The 21,256-nt window shown below is 38.9% G+C and carries 18 protein-coding genes and 1 rRNA gene; 9 read left to right on the forward strand and 10 right to left on the reverse strand.

Annotation, left to right across the window (positions count from 1 at the left end):
- Positions 1-27 precede the first annotated feature (27 nt).
- From DPV81_RS04715 to DPV81_RS04745, 7 genes are all read left to right on the forward strand, one after another.
- Positions 28-2,085, forward strand: a complete 2,058-nt coding sequence (locus tag DPV81_RS04715) for an ABC transporter permease (RefSeq protein WP_111386994.1) — start codon at positions 28-30, stop codon at positions 2,083-2,085.
- A gap of 24 nt (positions 2,086-2,109) precedes the next feature.
- Positions 2,110-3,162 carry a ferric ABC transporter ATP-binding protein gene (fbpC, locus tag DPV81_RS04720; protein ID WP_049365420.1) on the forward strand — a complete coding sequence of 351 codons (1,053 nt, stop codon included), beginning with the start codon at positions 2,110-2,112 and terminating at the stop codon, positions 3,160-3,162.
- Positions 3,163-3,308: 146 nt separating this feature from the next.
- Positions 3,309-5,264: a site-specific recombinase gene (locus DPV81_RS04725; protein WP_111386996.1), complete on the forward strand. Its 1,956-nt coding sequence runs from the start codon at positions 3,309-3,311 to the stop codon at positions 5,262-5,264.
- Positions 5,265-5,378: 114 nt separating this feature from the next.
- On the forward strand, positions 5,379-6,308 hold the full coding sequence (locus tag DPV81_RS04730) for a LysR family transcriptional regulator (RefSeq protein WP_005697769.1): 930 nt from the start codon (positions 5,379-5,381) through the stop codon (positions 6,306-6,308).
- Positions 6,309-6,317: 9 nt separating this feature from the next.
- The gene (gene azlC, locus DPV81_RS04735; protein WP_111386998.1) at positions 6,318-7,043 is read left to right on the forward strand and encodes an azaleucine resistance protein AzlC; all 726 of its coding nucleotides are present in this window, start codon (positions 6,318-6,320) and stop codon (positions 7,041-7,043) included.
- On the forward strand, positions 7,040-7,369 hold the full coding sequence (locus DPV81_RS04740; RefSeq protein ID WP_111386999.1) for a branched-chain amino acid transport AzlD family protein: 330 nt from the start codon (positions 7,040-7,042) through the stop codon (positions 7,367-7,369). The genes azlC and DPV81_RS04740 overlap by 4 nt, the downstream gene beginning before the upstream one ends.
- 121 nt (positions 7,370-7,490) lie before the next feature.
- Positions 7,491-7,736 (forward strand): YgjV family protein, encoded by a 246-nt coding sequence (locus DPV81_RS04745; RefSeq protein WP_014065152.1) that lies wholly within the window; start codon positions 7,491-7,493, stop codon positions 7,734-7,736.
- A 21-nt stretch (positions 7,737-7,757) separates the two neighbouring features.
- Here the strand turns inward: DPV81_RS04745 and DPV81_RS04750 are convergent, their stop codons facing one another.
- The 9 genes from DPV81_RS04750 to guaB all read right to left on the reverse strand — a co-directional run bounded on the left by DPV81_RS04750 (position 7,758) and on the right by guaB (position 18,881).
- Entirely contained in the window at positions 7,758-8,690 is a 933-nt protein-coding gene (locus tag DPV81_RS04750; RefSeq protein ID WP_111387001.1) for an AEC family transporter, read from the reverse strand.
- A 227-nt stretch (positions 8,691-8,917) separates the two neighbouring features.
- The gene (locus tag DPV81_RS04755) at positions 8,918-10,816 is read right to left on the reverse strand and encodes a TonB-dependent receptor (RefSeq protein WP_243583371.1); all 1,899 of its coding nucleotides are present in this window, start codon (positions 10,814-10,816) and stop codon (positions 8,918-8,920) included.
- Positions 10,801-11,115 (reverse strand): hypothetical protein, encoded by a 315-nt coding sequence (locus DPV81_RS09485; protein ID WP_243583372.1) that lies wholly within the window; start codon positions 11,113-11,115, stop codon positions 10,801-10,803. The genes DPV81_RS04755 and DPV81_RS09485 overlap by 16 nt, the downstream gene beginning before the upstream one ends.
- Before the next feature lie 81 nt (positions 11,116-11,196).
- On the reverse strand, positions 11,197-13,170 hold the full coding sequence (fhuB, locus tag DPV81_RS04760) for a Fe(3+)-hydroxamate ABC transporter permease FhuB (RefSeq protein ID WP_111387002.1): 1,974 nt from the start codon (positions 13,168-13,170) through the stop codon (positions 11,197-11,199).
- Positions 13,164-14,051, reverse strand: a complete 888-nt coding sequence (locus DPV81_RS04765; RefSeq protein ID WP_111387004.1) for an ABC transporter substrate-binding protein — start codon at positions 14,049-14,051, stop codon at positions 13,164-13,166. Before DPV81_RS04765 ends, fhuB begins: the two co-directional genes overlap by 7 nt.
- Before the next feature lie 12 nt (positions 14,052-14,063).
- The gene (locus tag DPV81_RS04770) at positions 14,064-14,828 is read right to left on the reverse strand and encodes an ATP-binding cassette domain-containing protein (RefSeq protein ID WP_111387005.1); all 765 of its coding nucleotides are present in this window, start codon (positions 14,826-14,828) and stop codon (positions 14,064-14,066) included.
- A gap of 314 nt (positions 14,829-15,142) precedes the next feature.
- Entirely contained in the window at positions 15,143-16,702 is a 1,560-nt protein-coding gene (gene guaA, locus DPV81_RS04775) for a glutamine-hydrolyzing GMP synthase (protein ID WP_111387007.1), read from the reverse strand.
- A gap of 27 nt (positions 16,703-16,729) precedes the next feature.
- The gene (locus DPV81_RS04780) at positions 16,730-17,332 is read right to left on the reverse strand and encodes a hypothetical protein (protein WP_111387009.1); all 603 of its coding nucleotides are present in this window, start codon (positions 17,330-17,332) and stop codon (positions 16,730-16,732) included.
- Positions 17,333-17,417: 85 nt separating this feature from the next.
- Positions 17,418-18,881 (reverse strand): IMP dehydrogenase, encoded by a 1,464-nt coding sequence (gene guaB, locus DPV81_RS04785; protein ID WP_111387011.1) that lies wholly within the window; start codon positions 18,879-18,881, stop codon positions 17,418-17,420.
- 133 nt (positions 18,882-19,014) lie between these two features.
- Between guaB and birA the strand changes: the two genes are divergently transcribed.
- Positions 19,015-19,929: a bifunctional biotin--[acetyl-CoA-carboxylase] ligase/biotin operon repressor BirA gene (gene birA / locus DPV81_RS04790; protein ID WP_111387012.1), complete on the forward strand. Its 915-nt coding sequence runs from the start codon at positions 19,015-19,017 to the stop codon at positions 19,927-19,929.
- Positions 19,930-19,980: 51 nt separating this feature from the next.
- Here birA and DPV81_RS04795 read toward each other — a convergent pair whose 3' ends face one another.
- Positions 19,981-20,802 carry a DUF5718 family protein gene (locus tag DPV81_RS04795; protein ID WP_111387014.1) on the reverse strand — a complete coding sequence of 274 codons (822 nt, stop codon included), beginning with the start codon at positions 20,800-20,802 and terminating at the stop codon, positions 19,981-19,983.
- Between the two features lie 375 nt (positions 20,803-21,177).
- Between DPV81_RS04795 and DPV81_RS04800 the strand changes: the two genes are divergently transcribed.
- A 16S ribosomal RNA gene (locus tag DPV81_RS04800) occupies positions 21,178-21,256 on the forward strand; the annotation flags it as partial.

Consider the following 21,256-nt stretch of genomic DNA (forward strand, 5'->3'; position numbering starts at 1 on the left):
CGCTTTTTTTCTTTTATGCGAGGTTGTATGAACGCAAATAAACTTCCTATTATCCAATCCGCTAACTTTTGGATAATTCTTGCAGTGATTGCATTTCTTCTTCTGCCTTCCCACGCTTTAGATTATGGCTTGTTTGAAAGCACAAGCGATGAATACCTAGGTGCAATGGGGTGGTCTTCATTAAATATTACGGCATTATGGTTTTTACCGGTTCTTTTATACGGTTTGATGCCGCTTCTTAAATTACCGAAGGATACACAAGCGAAAGCAGAGCTGTATCTTATTGCAGCAGCGACATTATTTATCTTTGTCAGTGCAACAATTTGTAAAGTCAGCATGGGTTATTCAGTGATTGTATTAATCGCGAGTTTAACCGCATTGGCGACGTTTTCTTTCGCTAAATTGAAAGTGATGCAAGGGGATAAATTTATTATCGCCTCTTTACTTTGCATTATCTTATTAATTTTCTTCTTCATCGTTTACCCGACATTGGCGATCTTTGTCTCCATGTTCTATGACGGTGATACTTTTGCACCACAACAAGTAATGCGAATCCTAACTCAAAGCTATATTGTACGTGTTATTAGTAACTCGCTATTCTTATCAGGCTTTGTAGGCATTGTATCAACGATTTTCGGTTTGGCATTTGCGCTTTATACCACCCGTATTGCACGTAGAACGGCATTCATTGGTAAGATTTTCTCTATTTTGCCAATTGTTACACCACCGTTTGTTGTGGGTTTAGGGGTAACATTGATGCTTGGTCGTTCTGGTTATGTGACTGAGTTCTTAGCTTCAACATTTGGATTTGAGAACCACAACTGGTTATACGGTTTTAACGGGATTGCCATTGCGCAGATTCTTGCATTTGCACCGATTTCATTCATGATTTTAGATGGGGCATTAAAATCGGTTCACCCATCAATTGAAGAAGCGTCTTACACCTTACGTGCAAATCGTTACCAAACTTTCTTCAATATCATCTTCCCATTACTACGTCCGGCATTGGCAAACTCATTCTTAATCGTGTTTATCCAATCCTTAGCGGACTTTAGTAACCCGTTAGTATTGGGCGGTAGCTTTGACGTCATCGCGACACAAATCTACTTCTATATTGCTGGCTCACAATTAGATTATGCTTCAGCAAGTACCTTAGGTTCGATGCTTTTAATCTTCTCATTGGCCGTATTTATCATCCAATATATTTGGATTGGTAACCGTTCTTATGTAACCGTTTCAGGTAAATCCTATCGCGGTGACGTGCAAGATTTACCAACCGGCTTGAAATATACCATCATCGGTATGCTTGGTTTCTGGGTGCTCTTTAACTTAGCGTTATACGGCAGTATTTTCTATGGTAGTTTCACCGTAAACTGGGGTGTGGATTACACCTTAACCTTGAAAAACTATGCGATGTTATTCGGACAAGGCTTAAGCGATGGGGCATGGCCATCATTGATTAATACCTTAATTTACGCAGGAATTGCCGCACCATTGACCGCACTTTTCGGTTTATTAATTGCGTATATCGTAGTGCGTAAAGATTTCCAAGGTAAAAAATCCCTTGAGTTCTTAACTATGCTTTGCTTCGCCGTACCAGGAACCGTTGCAGGGGTATCTTATATTTTAGCCTTTAACAATGCGCCACTTTACATTACAGGTACCAGCATTATCGTGATCATTTCAATGGTGATGCGTGATTTACCAATCGGTATGCGTGCAGCCATTGCTGGTCTTGGTCAATTAGATAAATCACTTGATGAAGCGTCTCTTTCTTTAAAAGGTAGCTCATGGAAAACCTTGTGGTTTATTGTTTTACCATTGTTAAAACCAGCGTTACTTTCTGCATTGGTCACCAGCTTCGTTCGTGCGATGACTACCGTGAGTGCGATTATCTTCTTAGTCACCGCTGATACACGTGTGGCAACAGCCTATATTTTAAACCGTGTAGAAGATGGTGAATATGGTGTTGCTATCGCATACGGTTCGATTTTAATCATCGTGATGATGGCCATTATTTTATTCTTTGACTGGATTGTGGGTGATACCCGAATTTCCCGTTCTAAAGCGAAAAAAATGAATTAACTCGTTAAGTTGTAGGTAAATATTATGAGTAATAATGATTTCTTAGTATTAAAAAATATCACTAAATCTTTTGGTAAATCCACAGTCATTGATAATTTAGATTTAACCATTAAACGTGGCACTATGGTGACCTTATTAGGGCCATCTGGTTGTGGTAAAACCACTGTGTTACGTTTGGTGGCAGGCTTAGAAAATCCAACTTCAGGTCAAATTTTTATCGATGGTGAAGATGTAACCAAATCGTCTATTCAAAATCGTGATATTTGTATCGTATTCCAATCTTACGCATTGTTCCCGCATATGAGTATCGGTGATAACGTAGGCTATGGTTTGCGTATGCAAGGCGTGGGTAAAGAAGAACGCGCTAAACGTGTAAAGGAAGCGTTAGAGTTGGTTGACTTAGCGGGTTTCGAAGATCGTTTCGTGGATCAAATTTCAGGTGGTCAACAACAACGTGTGGCATTAGCACGTGCGTTAGTATTAAAACCAAAAGTATTACTTTTTGATGAACCATTAAGTAACTTGGATGCAAACTTACGTCGTTCTATGCGTGAAAAAATCCGTGAATTACAACAAAGTTTAGGTATTACCTCACTTTATGTGACTCATGACCAAACTGAAGCATTTGCGGTATCCGATGAAGTTATCGTCATGAATAAAGGTAAAATCATGCAAAAAGCACCTGCAAAAGAGCTTTATTTGCGTCCAAACTCTTTATTCCTAGCAAACTTCATGGGCGAATCGAGTATCTTTGAAGCTAAATTGGAAAATAACACTATTGATGTTAATGGTTACAAATTACCATTAAGTAATGCCGCGCAATTTAATTTACCAGATGGCGAATGCTTAGTGGGCGTGCGTCCTGAAGCGATTTATTTAAAAGCCGAAGGTGAAGCTGCACAACACTGTGAAATCAAGAGTGCAGTCTATATGGGTAACCACTGGGAAGTGGTGGCAATTTGGGCAGGCAAAGAATTGCTCATTAACACCAAACCAGAAGACTTCAATGCTGATCTCAAACAAGCTTATGTGAACTTCTCTGAACAAGGTATTTTCTTGTTGAAGAAAGAGAAATAATATCAATTTAAGGGCGTATGGAAGCATACGCCTTTTCTTTTAAAATCCTTTCAAAATTGACCGCACTTTTCCGCTCATTTTACTTTATCTAACAGAGCTGTATAATGTCTCGCTTTTGAATATAAACGATAGAAGGGGGAAAGCTCATGATTAAAACCGATACCTTACCGCAATTTTTGCGTAATAAAGTCGAGGAAAACGATGCCTTTGGTCTTGTGGAAGGGCTGTGTCAATTATTACGTAGTAGCCCTACAGAAAAAATTTCTCCAACCTTGCATTTGTTTAAGTTTATCTTAAAGAACGATAAAGAATTAGGCTGTTCTGTTTCGAAATTATTATGTGATTGGTTATGTGGTTTACGTCTTTACCCATTGTTTATTAGTAGTGGTATTCTTACGCGTGGTGGTTTTGGGCAAGAAATGAAAACGCGTATTTATGAGCGTTTTAACCCGTCTTTTAAAGATATTAATGATTTACGTGATATTTTTTATTTATTGTTCAGTGATAAAAATGATGCACGTTGGATTGATGCCGTTCCCTTAAAAACGTGGCGAGGCGTATTTGGTGTTTTAACCCGTTATACAGAACAAAAAGATCGCGAACGGTTAAAAAATCATATTGAAAGTGAAGGGCTATTTGCCATTGAAATGCTTTCAATTTGGATTGCAGCTGAAGATATGGATCCTGAGCTGATGCGAATGGAGCCCTCTCTGTTGAATGCGGATTCACCTTTTGTGGCATTGCATCATGAAGTGGTTGATTGGGTAGAGGCGCGTCGCCAATCAAAGGTTTTTGATGATAGCCATTTACAGGTAATGTTTGATCAATGTAAGGCATTGATTATTGGCTTACAGAAACGTGGGGCGGTAGTGGGATCATCCTTAAATACGGCATATTTATTGGAACGTCTTTCCCAGACTTTAGAACGATTAGAAACCTTGATGGCGATTTTTGTTTCAAATCGCTATTTACCGCGTCGAATCTTATTATTAACCGGTTGTTTTGCTCGTGCAGCAGCAGAACGACATAGTATTTCGCGTCTATGGAAACAAAGCTCAGGATTGATGGCTCGTAGTGTTACGCAGAATGCCGGCGATCATGGTGAGCATTACATTACTCGAGATAAAAAAGAGTATTGGGCAATGTTTTATTCTGCAGCTGGTGGTGGTGTATTAATTGCACTGATGGCGTTATTTAAAACCTATCTAGGTAGCATCATTGATGACAAAGTCTGGAAAGGGATTGCCGAAGGCTTAAATTACGGCTTAGGTTTCATGGTGATCTTTATGTTGCATTTCACAGTTGCAACTAAACAGCCAGCCATGACAGCCGCTCGCTTTGCTGAGGCTGTTGAGAAAACGCCTCAAGGTAAAACCGTCAATGTGAAATTAGCCCAATTATTAGTGGATGTATTTCGTTCTCAAAGTATTGCTGTGCTAGGTAATGTGCTCATTGCGATGGGCTTAGCCGCATTGATTGCGTTTGGTTACCAATATAAAACGGGTGAGCCATTGATGAATGCCGATCAAATCGCGTATCAGTTGCATAGCATTGATCCTTTCGCAGGAACCTTATGGTTTGCAGCCATTGCAGGTGTATGGTTATTTTGCTCAGGGATTATTTCGGGCTATTTTGATAACCGCAGCAATTATTTGAATATGCGCATGCGTTTAGCCCAACATCCGTTATTGAAAAAATTAATGTCTGAGAAGACTCGCGTGAAATTTGCTAATTATATGCATGAGAATTATGGTTCGCTTATCGGTAACCTTTGCTTTGGTATGTTGCTTGGGATTACCGGTGTGGTGGGGTACTTAACGCATCTTCCGTTAGATATTCGTCATGTGGCATTTTCATCTGCAAATGTGGGTTATATTGCAGTGAGCGGACAATTCACCTATTCATTACTTTTACAATGTATTGGTTTTGTATTGTTGATTGGTTTAGTGAATTTAATTGTCAGTTTTTCATTAACGCTTTGGGTTGCATTGCGTTCTTTGAATGCGGAAATTGATAGCTGGTGGCCAATTTGGCATGAAGTTTGTCAAATTGTGAAAAAACGTCCATTAAGTTTATTTCTTCCCGTTCAATTAGATAAATAATCATTCTAAGTGCGGTCAAAAATATCAACGTTTTTGACCGCACTTTCTTTTCGACAAATTTAATTTGCGTTATCATGTTGCTCATCTAATGCGATAACTTTATGAATTATTCTAATGAAACCCACATTTCTTGAACTTCGTCACCTAAGAACCTTGCTTGCGTTAAAGGAAACGGGCAGCGTTTCAATGGCGGCAAAACGTGTTTATTTAACACAATCGGCACTTTCTCACCAAATTAAGTTAATGGAAGAACAATTCGGTTTACCTCTTTTTGAGCGTAAAAGTAATCCGTTGCGTTTTACCGCAGCTGGAGATCGTTTGATTCGTCTTGCCAATGAAATTCTTCCGAAAGTGGTAGATGCAGAACGTGAGCTCGCACGCGTAAAACACGGTGATGCAGGACAGTTAAGAATTGCAGTAGAGTGTCATACCTGCTTCGACTGGTTAATGCCGGCAATGGATGAATTTCGTCAACATTGGAGTTTGGTAGAATTGGATATTGTGTCTGGTTTCCACACGGATCCGGTTGGATTGTTATTATCTCATCGTGCAGATTGGGCGATTGTGTCTGAGGTTGAACAAAATGATGATGTTTTGTTTAAGCCGTTATTTTCTTATGAAATGGTGGGAATCTGTTCTAAAGATCATCCATTAGCCAATAAAGAGGTTTGGCAGGCGGAAGATTTTGCAGAGGAAACTTGGGTAACCTATCCCGTGCCTGATGATATGTTAGACTTATATCGTCAAGTGTTGAAACCGAAGGGCATTAATCCGCCACGTCGTACAACAGAGCTAACGATCGCCTTGATCCAGTTAGTGGCGAGTCGTCGTGGCATTGCTACCGTACCTTATTGGGCGGCATTACCTTATTTAGAAAAAGGGTATGTGGTGGCGCGTAAAATTACAGAAGAAGGGTTGTACAGTAACCTCTATGCCGCGATTCGTAAAGAAGATGCTAATTTAGCTTATATCGAAGATTTCCATCAAACAGTAAAAGCACAAAGTTTTTCGACCTTACCTGGTTTGTCTGTTTTAGAGTTGTAGTAGGTCAATATGTCAGAAGTCGTGACAGAAAATCCCATCAAAGCCGCGGCAAAAGCGGCATTTCCTTACAGTATGCCAATGCTTGCCGGCTTTTTATTTTTAGGCATTGCATACGGCATTTACATGAAAGCACTTGGATTCGGTGTTTGGTTCCCCGTTGCAATGGCTGCACTCATTTATGCGGGCTCAGTGGAATTTATTGCCGCTGCCGCCTTAGTTATGCCTTTTTCGCCTTTAAGTGTTGCGTTGGTTACGCTGATGGTAAGTGGTCGTCAGATTTTTTATGCCATTTCCATGCTAGAAAAATATGGTGCTCAAATTGGGAAAAAACGTTGGTATTTAATTAGTACTCTAGTAGATGAAAGTTTTTCCCTGAACTATATGGCGAAAATCCCCGATCATTTAGATAAAGGCTGGTACATGTTCTTTGTTAGTCTTTATCTGCACGTTTATTGGGTCGTCGGTGCGGGATTAGGTAATCTATTTGGTTCAATCATTCCTTTTGATTTAAAAGGGGTAGAGTTTGGTATGACAGCGCTTTTCCTGGTGATTTTTGCTGAAAACTGGCTCAAAGAGAAGTCTCATGAAAGCTCATTATTAGGTTTAGGTGTGGCTTTTGCATCGCTGTTAATTGTTGGGAAAGAGCATTTTTTAGTGCCAACACTCATTAGTATTTGGATTCTGTTAACCGTAAGACGACCTAAACTTTCATCTAAATTGGAGGCACTAAAATGACATTGATGGAACAAATTATCACCATTGCGATTTGTATTCTGTGCGTGCAATTTACTCGATTATTGCCATTCTGGATTTTTCCCGCCAATCGCCCGATTCCAGACTATATTCGTTATCTTGGCAAAGTATTGCCTGCGGCGATGTTTGGGATGTTAGTGGTGTATTGCTATAAAAATGTGGATGTATTGAGTGGTTATCACGGCTTACCCGATTTCATTGCGGGTGCGTTGGTATTGGGGTTACATTTCTGGAAAAAGAATATGTTTCTTTCTATCTCGGCAGGCACAATTTTTTATATGTTTTTAGTGCAAAAAGTCTTTATCTAAACGAATGTTGAGCGAAATAAAAATTTCTTGATATTGCAATCGGTTGCCTTTATTTCGCCTCTTTTCCTCAATTCCAAAATCTTTTATGATGCCGCCTCAATCATTGTTGACGGAGAGATTTATGGAATTTAATTTCATCGAATTATTAGGTTATTTGGCAACATTCTTTGTGGCTGCGTCTTTTTTATTTAAATCGATTGTTCACTTGAGAGTTGTTAATGCAATTGGAGCGGTACTTTTTGTCGTTTACAGTTTGATCATCAAATCTTACCCAGTTGCGCTTCTAAACGCATTCTTAGTTTTCGTTAACTTATATCAACTTTATCGTTTGAAAAAAGAGCAGCCGGCATCAAAAGTACTAAAATAATTGACCGCATTTTTCCACGATTTACCCCCACATTTGATATAACGCAATCACCAGTGGCATAGTAAACATACAAAGCAGCGTCGTTACACCATAAATGGCGCTGGCTTTCTGTGGATTGTTGTTATAAATCACCGCCATTTGTGTCACAGTTGAAGCAGATGGGCTCGTGGTTGCTAAAAAGCTAATCAACACAATAATTTCCCCTTTTTCAGCCCAATGTACAAAACCAATCAACTTTATTAATACCAATAATGCAATCGGAATAAGTAACAAGCGCAAAAGTGTGACTAAATAAATGCGTTTGGATGATACGATGCTCCGTAAAGGAATTGCCGCAATCAGCATACCCGCAACAAGCATGGCATTCGGACCAATAAACAAGCCAATCGAAGAGAGTGTACCATTGATAATACTTGGTAATTTTATTTGAAAAGCAAATAAAAATGCTCCGACGAGAATTGACCAAATATTGATGTTTTTGGCAATCATCTTCAAGGATAAATTTCCTTTTCCTACAATAATCAAACGGCAATGCGTCCAAAATAGAAAGGTTTGCACCACAATAAAACAGCTGGCGTAAATGACCCATTCTTTGCCAAATAACGACATCACAATCGGAATAATTAAGTTACCAGAATTGGAATAAATGGAAGTGGCATGTTCAATAGGATCAAGGTTTAATAGGCGCTTTAACAGACCGCCAATAATAATCAGAATAACCTGAAGAAACACCGCCATAAGCAGTGAAAGTTGTAAACCTTGCAAGATTTCAGGCGTGTAATCAATTTGAAAGGCTTCAATCATCACTGCAGGACTGATGACATAAAGCCCAATAACGGAAAGCGTCTTGCTATCTTCTGATTTTAATAATTTTGATTTAACCAACCCATAGCCAATAAGTACAATGAGTGTAAGTTCAATAATTTTAGTGCCGAGTAAAAAAGTGATATCCATAGTGAATCTTGATGAGAAAAGTTTTGTTTATTAAACGATAGATAAAAGAAAAAACAAAATAACTTTTGTAATTATTCGTCACATAGCATTGTGTTTTAGATGTAAGTATTTAGTCGTTTTAAATCCAATAGAGAATATTGAAAATGTTTGATGAAAGCAATAAAAGGAAAAAATAAAAAAGTGCGGTTAAATGGAACCGCACTTTGAACTATTACTAATACATCAATTTAGAAGTCAATGCTTGCGTTTAAGCTAAATGTGCGAGGTGCTCCAGAAACTAAATATCCATAATTAGGATAGCCGCCAACAGATTCCCAATATTTTTTGTTGGTGAGATTATCAATTCGCGCTCTTAGTGTGATAGGAGTGTTACCAATCATTGCGATATAACGAGCTCCCACATCTACTTTCGTCCAGCCTTTAACTTTCAGTGTATTTTGTGAATCTGCATAGCTTGAACCTGTGTAGGTAATACGAGATTCTAAGGTAAGTCCTTCTAATGCTCTCACATCATATTCTAGCCCTAGATTGCCTTGAAATTTTGGTACACCAATCGTGTATTTGCCTTCTGTTGTGTTAGAACCTGTTTTACGTTGTTTGGCTTGTAAGAATGTTACACCGCCTAATAAACGAATATTCGATGTGATTTGCCCGTAAACATTTATTTCTGCCCCATTATGGCGATCTTTGCCTTTTGTTGTGTAGTAATTATTGCTATCTAAATAACCACGCGGTTTCTCAGTGCTAAAGAGTGCGATGCTTGTGCCAAATCCACTTTGTGACTCATATTTAATGCCAATTTCTTTTTGTTTAGAAATATAAGGTTTTTGTGTTTCACCTTGATTCACTGCAGTGCTTGGAGCGGTATCTCCTTGAGCAAGGCTTTCGATATAGTTTCCATAAATGGATAGTTCGGGTAGGATTCGGTAAACAACTCCAACACTTGGACTAATTCGTGAATCGTTATAGTAACCGCCTTCAACTCCTGTATTGTATGCGAAATCTCTTGAAACAATTTGTTGCCAACGAGCACCTAAGGTCACTTGAAGTTTTTTATCTAATACCGACAACGTATCGCCAATAGCAACGCTATTTAAGGTTGCTCGATGTTGTAGTGCAGGTGATGAAAGATCATTGCCTTTTAGTGCATTCGCAGAATAAGCAATACTAGAAATGAATGTTGGGTGATAAAGATTGGTTGCAAACGTATTTTGCCAGTCCATGACATAGGCATTTTTACGTTTTTCTTGATAACGATTGGCGGATAAGACCACGTCATGTTCCACTTCATTTGTTGTAAAATGACCTTTTAATCCTATTTCGCTCGTGTGAATAATGTTGCGTCGAGTATTATCAAAACGGTATTCAGTGCCATTACCATTAATATTGCTCACGCGTAAATTAGCCAATACATTCGCTTCTTTGCCATATCGATAGCCATAAGCGGCATAAGCCGTTAAGTTTGGATGAAAATCATATTCTGCACGAAATGTGCCGAAAATATCTCTTTCTTCAGAATAAGTCCATCCTTGTCCCCAATTGCTACGAGGGTTAGGAGTCGAAGGAACTATGGTTACATCAGATAGTGTAACACTTGGACGTGGGCTGCCTAAGTAGTTTTTCTGATAGCCTAAATCTGCAGATAAACGTACTTTTTCAACTTCCCAGTCTAGTCCTAAATGGAAGACTGTATTGCGAGCATTGTCATTATCAATGGCACTTTCTCCTTCCGTATGAGCGGCATTTAAACGCACACCGAATTCTCTATTTTCACCCAGACGGCGAGAAATATCTGTAGAGAAATTTGCTCTTTCATTGCTGGAGTAGCCTAAATTTAAGCGGTTAAGGTCTTCAGCTTGTGCACGTTTTGGCATTAATGCAATGGTTCCGCCAATTGAACCACCTCCTGGTGCCATACCGTTTAAGAAGGCCGAAGAACCACGTTGAACTTCTACACGTTCAAACATTTCAGAGGCGATATATTGACGTGGCAATAAACCATATAAACCGTTATATAGAATATCGTCGGAATTGGTAATGAAACCTCGCATAAAATAGGACTCTTGGAAATTACCAAAACCACGAGCAACACGGACATTTGGATCGTTTTTTAGTACATCTGCCACACTACGAGCTTGTTTATCTTGAATGAACTTGTTAGTGTAGCTTGTTTATCTTGAATGAACTTGTTAGTGTAGCTTGTTGTCGCAAATGAACTTTCTAAGTTCGATTTATTTCCTAGAATACCAATACGGCTACCACTTGCAACTTGGCCACCTGCGAATTCTTTGCTTAATCCAGTTTGCGAGGCATCAGCACTCACTTCAATGGTATCCAGTTGCTCAACATTTTCTTCCGCATAAGCGGTGTTCATTGCAAGTAAAATGCTACTTGCGACAGTAGTTAAAAGAAAGGATTTTTTCATTGTAAAGTTCCTTTTGTGTTGATAAAAATGATATTTTCTCGGTTATTATGTGCGAATGTCGCACAAATCCAGTTTGGATAATTAAATTTTTCGCATCATCACTAAAAAATAGCTTCCTCCTAACAAAGTGGCGATAAGGCCAGCAGGAATTTCATAAGGGAATAAAACTTGTCGTCCAACCCAATCCGCTAAAACCATAATAGTTGTCCCGAGAAGTGCAGAAATAAGTAACTGATTTCTAGCTTTGTGAACGCCTAAAAAATTCGTTAAATGTGGTACTAAAAGACCGATAAAGCTCAACGGTCCGATCATTAATGTGGCGATGGCTGTTAGTGCTGCACTGAATAAAATCAGTATCCAGCGGGTGAGTTTTAAATTTAGCCCTAAAGCTTTTGCTATGGGGGCTTGTAGGCTTAAGAGTTCTAGCCAACGACTAAAAATTAAACTGATAAGTAAAAGTCCAAGGCTTAGTATGAAAAATGGCACAGCAAGCTTTGGATCGGTATTTTGTGTAGAGCCTGATGTCCATGAAATTAATTGATTTGCACGCGGGTCACCACTTGCAATAGCAAGGCGTTGCGCCGTATCAAATAAGGCAGAAAGACTAATTCCTGTAAGAAGAATTTTCTCGGGGAGCATTCCGTTACGTTGATTGATCGCTGCCAAAATGGCTAGTGCGATAAATGCTCCGACAATACCAGAGATCCAAAATAGTATCGTTTGTTGTGTGGGAAAAACAAAGAGCAACACTAAAATACCCATGCCAGCTCCAGATGAGACTCCTAATAATTCGGGACTTGCCATTGGGTTTAAGGTTAAGCGTTGCAACAGCACCCCTGCAACTGAAAGTAAAATGCCTGCGCAAATTGCAATAAATATACGTGGATAACGCAATTCAAGTAATTCTAGATTAAAAGAATTATCGAAGGTGGTAATTTTAATGTAAGGATAAAACTGCATTTTCCCCACAAATAAGGCTAGCATCACACTTATCACTAATAAAACGATAATAAAGATTGTAAAGAGCGGTCGATATTGGCGAGATTTTTGCAGTGAATTTTCGGTTAATCGTCCTGTGTTTGGCAAGGCTTTAAACATTAACCACAGTAGCAACGGTGTGCCGAGTAGGGCCGTCACCGCACCTGTTGGCAGACTGATTTGATAGTAAAGATTGATAAATTGTAAAATCAAATCCGTGATAGCAAGTAATAATGCTCCCATTGCAAAAGAGCCGATAAGTTGCCATTTTAATGTGCGAATCCCCATTTGTCGGATAATCGTTGCTGCCGCTAATCCCACAAATCCCAACATTCCTACTTTGCTGACTACGGATGAAATTAAATAAGCACTAGTTACCACGCCAATAAAGCGAAGTTTGCCTACAGGCACACCGAGACTTTTGGCGTTATTGTCATTTAACGTCAAAATACTAAATGGGCGAATAAGGGCAAAAACAATGGCAAAACAGACCGCACTTTGTAGACTTAATAGTTGGCTATCTCGCCAGCTTTCTTGTACCAGTGAGCCAGCTCCCCACAAGGCTAAACCACGAGATTCTTCAGGATAGAACAACATCATCATACCCGTAAATGAACCAAAATACAGATTGACAACAAGGCCTGCTAAAATCAATAAAAGTGGTGACATGGTTTTTCGTATGGCAAGGGTCATTACTAATAGCAAACTCAATCCTGCCCCCAATAAGGCAATAAAACTTGCACCCATTTCGAGCAATTTGGGAGCAAAAATTGTCGCTAAGAATAATGTCATTTGCGAGCCACTGCTGATACCAAGCGTATTGTCAGAGGCTAGTGGATTGCTCATTACTTGTTGTAATAATAAACTGGCAAAGGCTAAGGCTCCACCTGCTAGTAACGCCATTGCAATGCGTGGCAGACTGTAAGATTGCACAAGTAATAGATCCAAGTTATCAGTATGTTGAAATACTAACCAGATTGATGTATTTTCAGGTACTTGAGCATGGAGCAAGGAAAAGGTCAATCCAACAAAAAGTGTGACCAATAATGCAAAGAAAATTCTAGTGCGATTTACCATGCCTCACCTCCATGAATTAAGCTTTCTGTTAGAATCTGTGCGAAACGTTCGGCAGAAGGAATACCACCAAAAGACCAAACAGCAGGTAATACAAGAGCATCCTTGGCTAAGGGTAAATGTTGCCATAAGGTGTTATGTGTTAGGGCTTGGGCGATATTATTCGGATAAGGTTTTACGACAATAAATCGCGTATTTTGTGGCAGGTGAGCAAGCTCGGTAATCTCAATATTTTGAAAGCCCCAAATATTAACCTCAGGCAAATACGCATTCTGAAAACCGAGTTGTTTGGCGACTGCGCCGAAAAGGCTATTTTCACCATAAATCCGTAAATGACGCGTATCAATAAATTGCACGATAGCAAGTGGACGTTCCGCGAACTGCGATTGATGTTGGAGAAGTCTTTCTCTTAATTTTTCAATGTTAGAGGTGTAACGAGTAATTAATTTTTTAGCAGCTTGTGGTCTATTGATAATTTGGGCAATTTCTTGTGTGGCGGCTAAGATGTTTTGCCAAAGATCACCTGCTTGATAAAAATTCACGTTATATACTCTTCCATAAGGCGACAGTTTTTCATTTAATCCTGCATAGAATTGGCTATGAATAAAACGTAATGGCTGGGATTTTACGTCATGGGATAACATTGAAATGACTTCAAAATTCGGTTGTAATCGAATGCCTAAATCAATGGTATCTTCGGGAAGTTTCGGTTCCATTACCCAAGTTCGATAACTGTGTATATCACCGACAGCGATTGGATTTTCACCGAGTGCCAATAAGGTCTCAGTAACTGTCCAATCCACAGTGGCTATATTTTGTTGTCCTTCATCAGCTTGGACATAAATGCTAAAAAGTGCGGTCAATATGAATAAGATTTTTTTCATATTATGTTCCAATTAATAAAAGCTTACAGGACGATGAGCTTCAGGATGGTCGAGCACATTTAATTCAATGCCGTAAATAGCTTGAAGTGATGACGTATTGACAATTTCATGGGCATTGCCTTGGACCAGCAGTTTCCCACTATGTAGAGCAACTAAATGATCGCAAAAACGAGATGCTAAGTTAATATCGTGAATAACGATAATCACGCCTAAATTTAACTCGCGACTTAATTGGTAGACAAGCTGCATTACTTCTACTTGGTGGGCTATATCTAATGCCGCAAGAGGCTCGTCTAGTAATAAGTATTGGCTTTGTTGTGCTAAAAGCATCGCCAACCAAATACGTGAACGTTCGCCACCTGAAAGTGTATCCACAATCTGATTGGCAAATTTTTCTGTATGGGTGAGTTCAAGAGCACGCTGAATGGCTTGTTTATCAACACTTGTTTGCCGCCCGAATAAACCATTCCACGCATAACGCCCCATTGCAATAAGTTCTTTTGCTGTCATATTGGTGGTTTGTGGTAAATGTTGCGGCAAATAAGCCACACGTTTGGCAAATTCACGGCTGTTCCAGTGATTAAGTTTTTTTCCATCCAACAAAATTTCACCACTTGAAATAGGGTGCTGGCGAGCCATTAATTTAATTAATGTGGATTTGCCTGAGCCATTATGCCCAATTAAGCCATAGACATAGCCCGCTTCAAAATTAAGTGAAGTTGGTTGGAGCAAAGTGCGTTGGAGAATAGAAAAAGAAACTTGATTAAGCTGAAACACAAACTTTCCATATAAAAAATCTAAAAGTATTGCATATTGTATGTGATAATCATTTTCGTTTCATTTTTTTTGGAGTGCTTTAAAAGTTAATTACTCCATTTCTAAAAACAAATCTTGAGGTAACGCTAAATAATTTTGAGTTATGAAAATAAATTAAAAATCTTGAATTTTTTTCAATTGTTTGTCAAAAATACCGTCATAATTAAGAAATGGATAGAGAAGACTAGAAATGAGATGAAATAAATAAAGCCTTGATATACAAGGCTTTATTTGAGTTATTGAAATAATTAGAAAGTATTTGAAAAAGTGATTTTTTATTCCCATTCGATAGTTGCTGGGGGTTTTCCGCTAATGTCATATACGACGCGGGAAATACCATTCACTTCGTTGATGATGCGGTTAGACACTTTGCCTAATAAATCATAAGGTAAATGAGCCCAATGTGCGGTCATAAAATCGATGGTTTCTACTGCACGTAGCGAGATCACCCAATCGTATTTACGGCCATCTCCCATCACACCTACAGATTTTACTGGTAAGAATACACTGAAGGCTTGGCTAGTTTTTTTATACCAACCACTATTACGTAATTCTTCGATAAAGATTGCATCCGCACGGCGCAATAAATCGCAGTATTCTTTTTTCACTTCGCCTAATACACGCACACCTAAGCCTGGACCAGGGAATGGGTGGCGGTTGATCATTTCAGCCGGTAAGCCTAATGCTAAACCGATTTTACGTACTTCGTCTTTAAACAATTCACGTAACGGTTCAACTAAGCCGAGTTTCATATAATCCGGTAAGCCACCTACGTTGTGGTGTGATTTAATCACATGCGCTTTACCGGTTTTGCTTGCTGCCGATTCAATCACATCAGGGTAGATCGTACCTTGTGCCAACCATTTCACGTTGGTGAGTTTTTTCGATTCATCATCGAATACATCCACGAACACTTTACCGATAATTTTACGTTTTGCTTCAGGATCTGATACGCCTGCAAGTTCACCTAAGAAACGGCTTTCAGCATCAACACGGGTAATATTTAAACCGAATTTATCACCGAACATCTCCATGACTTGATCGCCTTCGTGTAAGCGGAGTAAGCCGTTATCCACGAATACGCAGTGTAAGTTTTTACCGATAGCACGGTGTAAAAGTAATGCAACCACAGAAGAGTCAACACCACCAGATAAACCTAAAATCACTTCATCATCGCCCACTTGTGCTTTAATGCGAGCAACGGCATCTTCGATAATGTTTTCGGCAGTCCATTTGGTTTCACAGCCACAAATGTTCACCACGAAATTCATTAATAATTCCAAACCTTTTTTAGTATGGGTTACTTCAGGGTGGAATTGTACGCCGTAGAAACGACGGCTTTCATCAGACATCGCGGCAATTGGGCAGGTTGGAGTCGTACCAGTAACTTGGAAGTTTTCAGGTAAGCGAGTTACTTTGTCACCATGGCTCATCCATACATCTAATTTGCTGTCACCATCATTTAAATGAGCGAAAAGTGCGGTTGGATTATCCATTAAAACAGAGGCATAGCCGAATTCACGATGATCAGAGGTTTCAGTTAAACCGCCAAGTTGCATCGCCATGGTTTGCATACCGTAACAAATACCCAATACAGGCACGCCGGCATTAAATACATATTCAGGTGCACGTGGGCTGTTTTCTTCAGTGGTACTTTCTGGACCACCAGAAAGAATGATACCGTCTGGATTAAATTCACGGATTTGTTCTTCAGTTACATCCCACGCCCAAAGTTCGCAGTAAACACCAATTTCACGCACACGACGCGCGATCAATTGAGTGTATTGTGAACCGAAGTCGAGGATCAGGATTTTATGGTTGTGGATATTTGTCATTTTTTACCCTGTTTAAAATAATATTTATTAGTATTCACATGCTTTTGCTTTTTGTGAATGTTGAGGTTTATTAATCATTTCATTTGAAATATCAAATAAATAAGCATTGTAATAAATTCTATCAATATCTATACGCTCTGAGAATATAATTTGGTATGTTTCACCTTTTTGTGGAACAAATGTAATTCCATATGTCGAGAAACTACCATCTGTACGTCTAATGGTATCTATAAAGTTAGTTACGATACTATGGGCATTCATTTTAGCAAAAATTGTAATGGGCTCTCCTGCTTTTAATAAATGTTCCGTTGCTGAAAAGCCATCATCAGCTAATAAAAATCCTTTTTTTAAAGATTCAAGAGGGATTGATTTAATCTTTAACTCGTTTGTTTCTTTAACCTGGTTGGGATAGATATTTCTTAGATTTACTACTTTTTCAGATACTTTAATACAGGTTCCATTAGGAATTGCATAAACAGTTTTTATATTGGTGATTAACTTTAATTTAGCTACATTTTCTCCTTTAGGATTTGAATAATTCTGTTCAGTAGAAAAACGCTCCATCGGAGTACAAGCAAAAGCAGAGATTTGAGCTAAAAATATAAATAATATCTTTAATGATTTATTCATACAATTTTCTTATTTATTTGATAAAAATATAGAAACTGACCGCACTTTAAAACAACAAAAGGTGAGCTAAAGCCCACCTTACGGATTAGCCCATACGATAGTTTGGCGCTTCTTTTGTGATAGTTACATCGTGAACATGGCTTTCTTTAATACCTGCACCACTGATGCGAACGAATTCTGCTTTTGTACGTAATTCTTCGATGGTTGCGCAGCCAGTTAAGCCCATGCAAGAACGTAAGCCACCCATTTGTTGGTGGATGATTTCTTTTAAGTAACCTTTGTATGGAATACGGCCTTCAATACCTTCTGGTACGAGTTTGTCTGCAGCGTTATCAGATTGGAAGTAACGGTCTGATGAGCCTTTCGCCATGGCACCTAATGAGCCCATACCACGGTAAGATTTAAATGCACGACCTTGGTAAAGTTCGATTTCACCCGGTGCTTCTTCAGTACCAGCAAACATAGAACCAACCATTACACAGCTTGCGCCTGCAGCGATAGCTTTTGCAATATCACCAGAGAAACGAATACCACCGTCAGCGATAACTGGAATACCACGATCTTTTAATGCCGCCGCTGCATCTGCGATAGCGGTGATTTGTGGAACACCTACACCGGTCACGATACGAGTAGTACAAATAGAACCTGGTCCGATACCTACTTTCACTGCGCTTGCGCCTGCGTCTGCAAGTGCGATAGCACCTTCAGCCGTTGCTACGTTACCCGCAACGATAGGTAAATTTGGATATTTTGCACGAGTTTCACGAACACGTTGTAATACGCCTTCTGAATGACCGTGAGAAGAGTCGATTAACAATACATCTACGCCCGCTTTTACTAATGCGTCGATACGTTCTTCGTTACCAGGGCCTGCACCTACTGCTGCACCTACGCGTAAACGACCGAATTCATCTTTGCATGCATTTGGTTTTTGTTCCGCTTTTTGGAAGTCTTTAACGGTGATCATGCCTTTTAATTTGAAAGCATCATCTACAACAAGTACTTTCTCTACGCGGTTTTGATGCATTAATTCTAAAATTGTTTCACGGCTTGCACCTTCTTTTACGGTGACTAAGTCTTCTTTTTTCGTCATTAATTGTGAAACAGTTTTGCTTAAATCTTTTACGAAACGTGTGTCGCGGCCGGTGATGATACCGATTAAGTTATTTTCATCATCGACAACAGGGTAGCCTGCGAAACCGTTTTTCTTCACCATTTCGGCAAGTGCTGCAAGGGTTAAATCGGGTGAAACAGTCACAGGTTCAGATACAATACCACTTTCAAATTTTTTCACTTTACGAACACGATCCGCTTGGCGTTCGATCGTCATGTTTTTATGAATAAAGCCGATGCCACCTTCTTGTGCTAAAGAGATTGCTAATTTGGTTTCTGTGACAGTATCCATTGCAGCAGAAAGCATAGGAATATTTAAGCGAATTTCTTTGGTTAGATGAGTTGATAGGTTGGCAGTGTTCGGAAGAACAGTTGAATGAGCGGGGACGAGTAGAACGTCGTCAAAAGTCAGAGCTTCTTGTTTGATTCTAAGCATGGCAATATCTCGCTGTTAAAAGTTGTGTCAAAAAATATTGCGCCGGGATTATACAGATTTTTCATGTGGTTGAAAATGAATTTTTTCGCTTTTATGGTAAGATTTGGCAAGGTTTTTATGAGAAGGAATGAATATGCCATCGTTATTGGAGTGTTTATCGGATTGCCAACCTAAAGTGCGGTCAGATTTGATGTCGTTTTTAAATATTACGTCAAATGAATTGGCGCAAGAAATGGCATTATTGCGAGAAGCAGGATTGAATATTCGAGAAGAAAATGAGGTTTATCTGCTTGTGCCAGAAATGCCCTTGTTAAATCCGCAAGCAATTTCGACCGCACTTTTCCCTTATTCCGTGCATTATCATCGAACTATTTCTTCAACAAATGAATTTATAACGAATCAAATTAATCAATTAAAAAAAGGTGATTTGAGCTTGGCAGAATATCAAACGGCAGGACGGGGACGTCGTGGTCGCCAATGGCTTTCACCGTTTGCAGGGCAGTTAATTTTCAGTTTTTATTGGACGATAGATCCTAAAAAAGCATTGGATGGATTAAGTTTAGTGATTGGTTTGGCTATTGCAGAAGCGTTAAATGTGAAAGTGAAATGGCCAAATGATATTTTGCTTTCAGGGCGAAAACTAGGTGGCATATTAGTAGAAATTATTAATAATAAGAATGGTTTATTAAACTTAGTGATTGGTATTGGAATTAATGTGAAGTTAACCCAATCAACCGAAATTAGTCAGCCGTATGCGCAGCTAACCGAACAGGATCCAAATATAGATCGTGAGACGATCCTTATTAAAGTAATTCAGCGCATTTATTCTCGATTAGCTAAATTTGAAGAAAAGGGCATTGATGAGGAATTCATGCAACAATGGATAAACCATAATGAATTTTTTGGTGATGAAGTGAATGTCTTTACTGAACAAGGTGCGATTTCAGGTATAGAGCAGGGAATTGATAAACGTGGTTATTTAAAAGTCATAACTGATGAAGGCGAGCGGTATTTTAATGCCGGAGAAGTTTCTTTAAGAAGGAAGTAACAAAAAGTAACAATAAGTGCGGTCAAAATTAACCGCACTTTTATATGTGTACTAAACCACTTTCTGAATAAGCGATGAAATGTCGTCTGCAAATTTTTCATCTCTTGCCATTTTCTCAATTTCCTCTGCAGAATATTTTTCACCGTTATACACGACAACAATACTGAGATCATTAGGTTGCAAGAAATGCGTTTCACCGAACTCGGTATAACGAGTGGCGCCGATACTAATAATAGCTTGTTTCGGATAGTTTGCTTGCGCTAATAAAGAGGCAATATGATTCATCGGTCCTTCATCGGGTTGATTGTTCATTCTATCCACGATCCAATCTAATAATTGTTGGTGGAAATAGCTATAACCAATCGCTGGGCTGTCAATGCCGTAAGTATTGAGTTCATCATTGCGTTTATGGAAGCAAGCGATACGATATTGATCAATTTCACTTCCTTTAACAAAGGAGGAAAGTGGAATTAGTTTGGAAGAAATACCTTTACTTGCCGCGCCCCAGTTTTTCTTTTCACAGATTTTTTTCGCATTAGGACGACGAATAGAGCAGTCATTATAAGCTGCAAAATAACGCGGAATAATTTTCTCAACTTGATTTCCTTCATAGATAAGCTCACAAATAAGTGCAATTTCAGGTTCAATTTGCAGATTATCTGCGTCTTGTGGAAAATTAATTTGATTGTGACTTAAAGGATAGGTAGAAAGAAAGCCCGCTTTTTCGCTTGGCACATAAAACGGGAAAATCGCTTTCGGTTGAATGGCATTTTCTGTTTTAACTTGAGTGAAATCAGCTGCTTCACCGGCTTGTTCTAAATGTCCCGCAAAATTGCCTGCTACACCGAAACCAATCATTTGCTCAAAATTCATAACTACCTCATTAAAATGCTTACTCTTTGGTGGTAATTTACCTTGAATATTGAACAAAGACAATTCACTTTGATGATTAAATCATCAGACAAGAAAAAAATTGAATTTTTTTGTAAAAAAGCACTTGCAAAGAATTCTGAAAGTCCTATAATACGCCCCACACAACGACGCGCTGTTGTGACTCTTAAGAAAAACCGGTGCGTCGTTGTTTTTTGCTCTTTAACAATATATCAGACAATCTGTGTGGGCACTTGTTGATTGACTTGTTTTAAAAATATTTTTTAATTTTGAAGTCTTAATAGGTGCTAACTAGAAATTCATAATACTTTTTTAAGTAGTGACATTTTATGTCAGCAGTATTGAGCGATTGAACTTGAATTGAAGAGTTTGATCATGGCTCAGATTGAACGCTGGCGGCAGGCTTAACACATGCAAGTCGAACGGTAACATAAAG

The sequence above is a fragment of the Haemophilus parainfluenzae genome, from assembly GCF_003252795.1.
GTDB classification, from domain to species: Bacteria; Pseudomonadota; Gammaproteobacteria; order Enterobacterales; family Pasteurellaceae; genus Haemophilus_D; species Haemophilus_D parainfluenzae_K.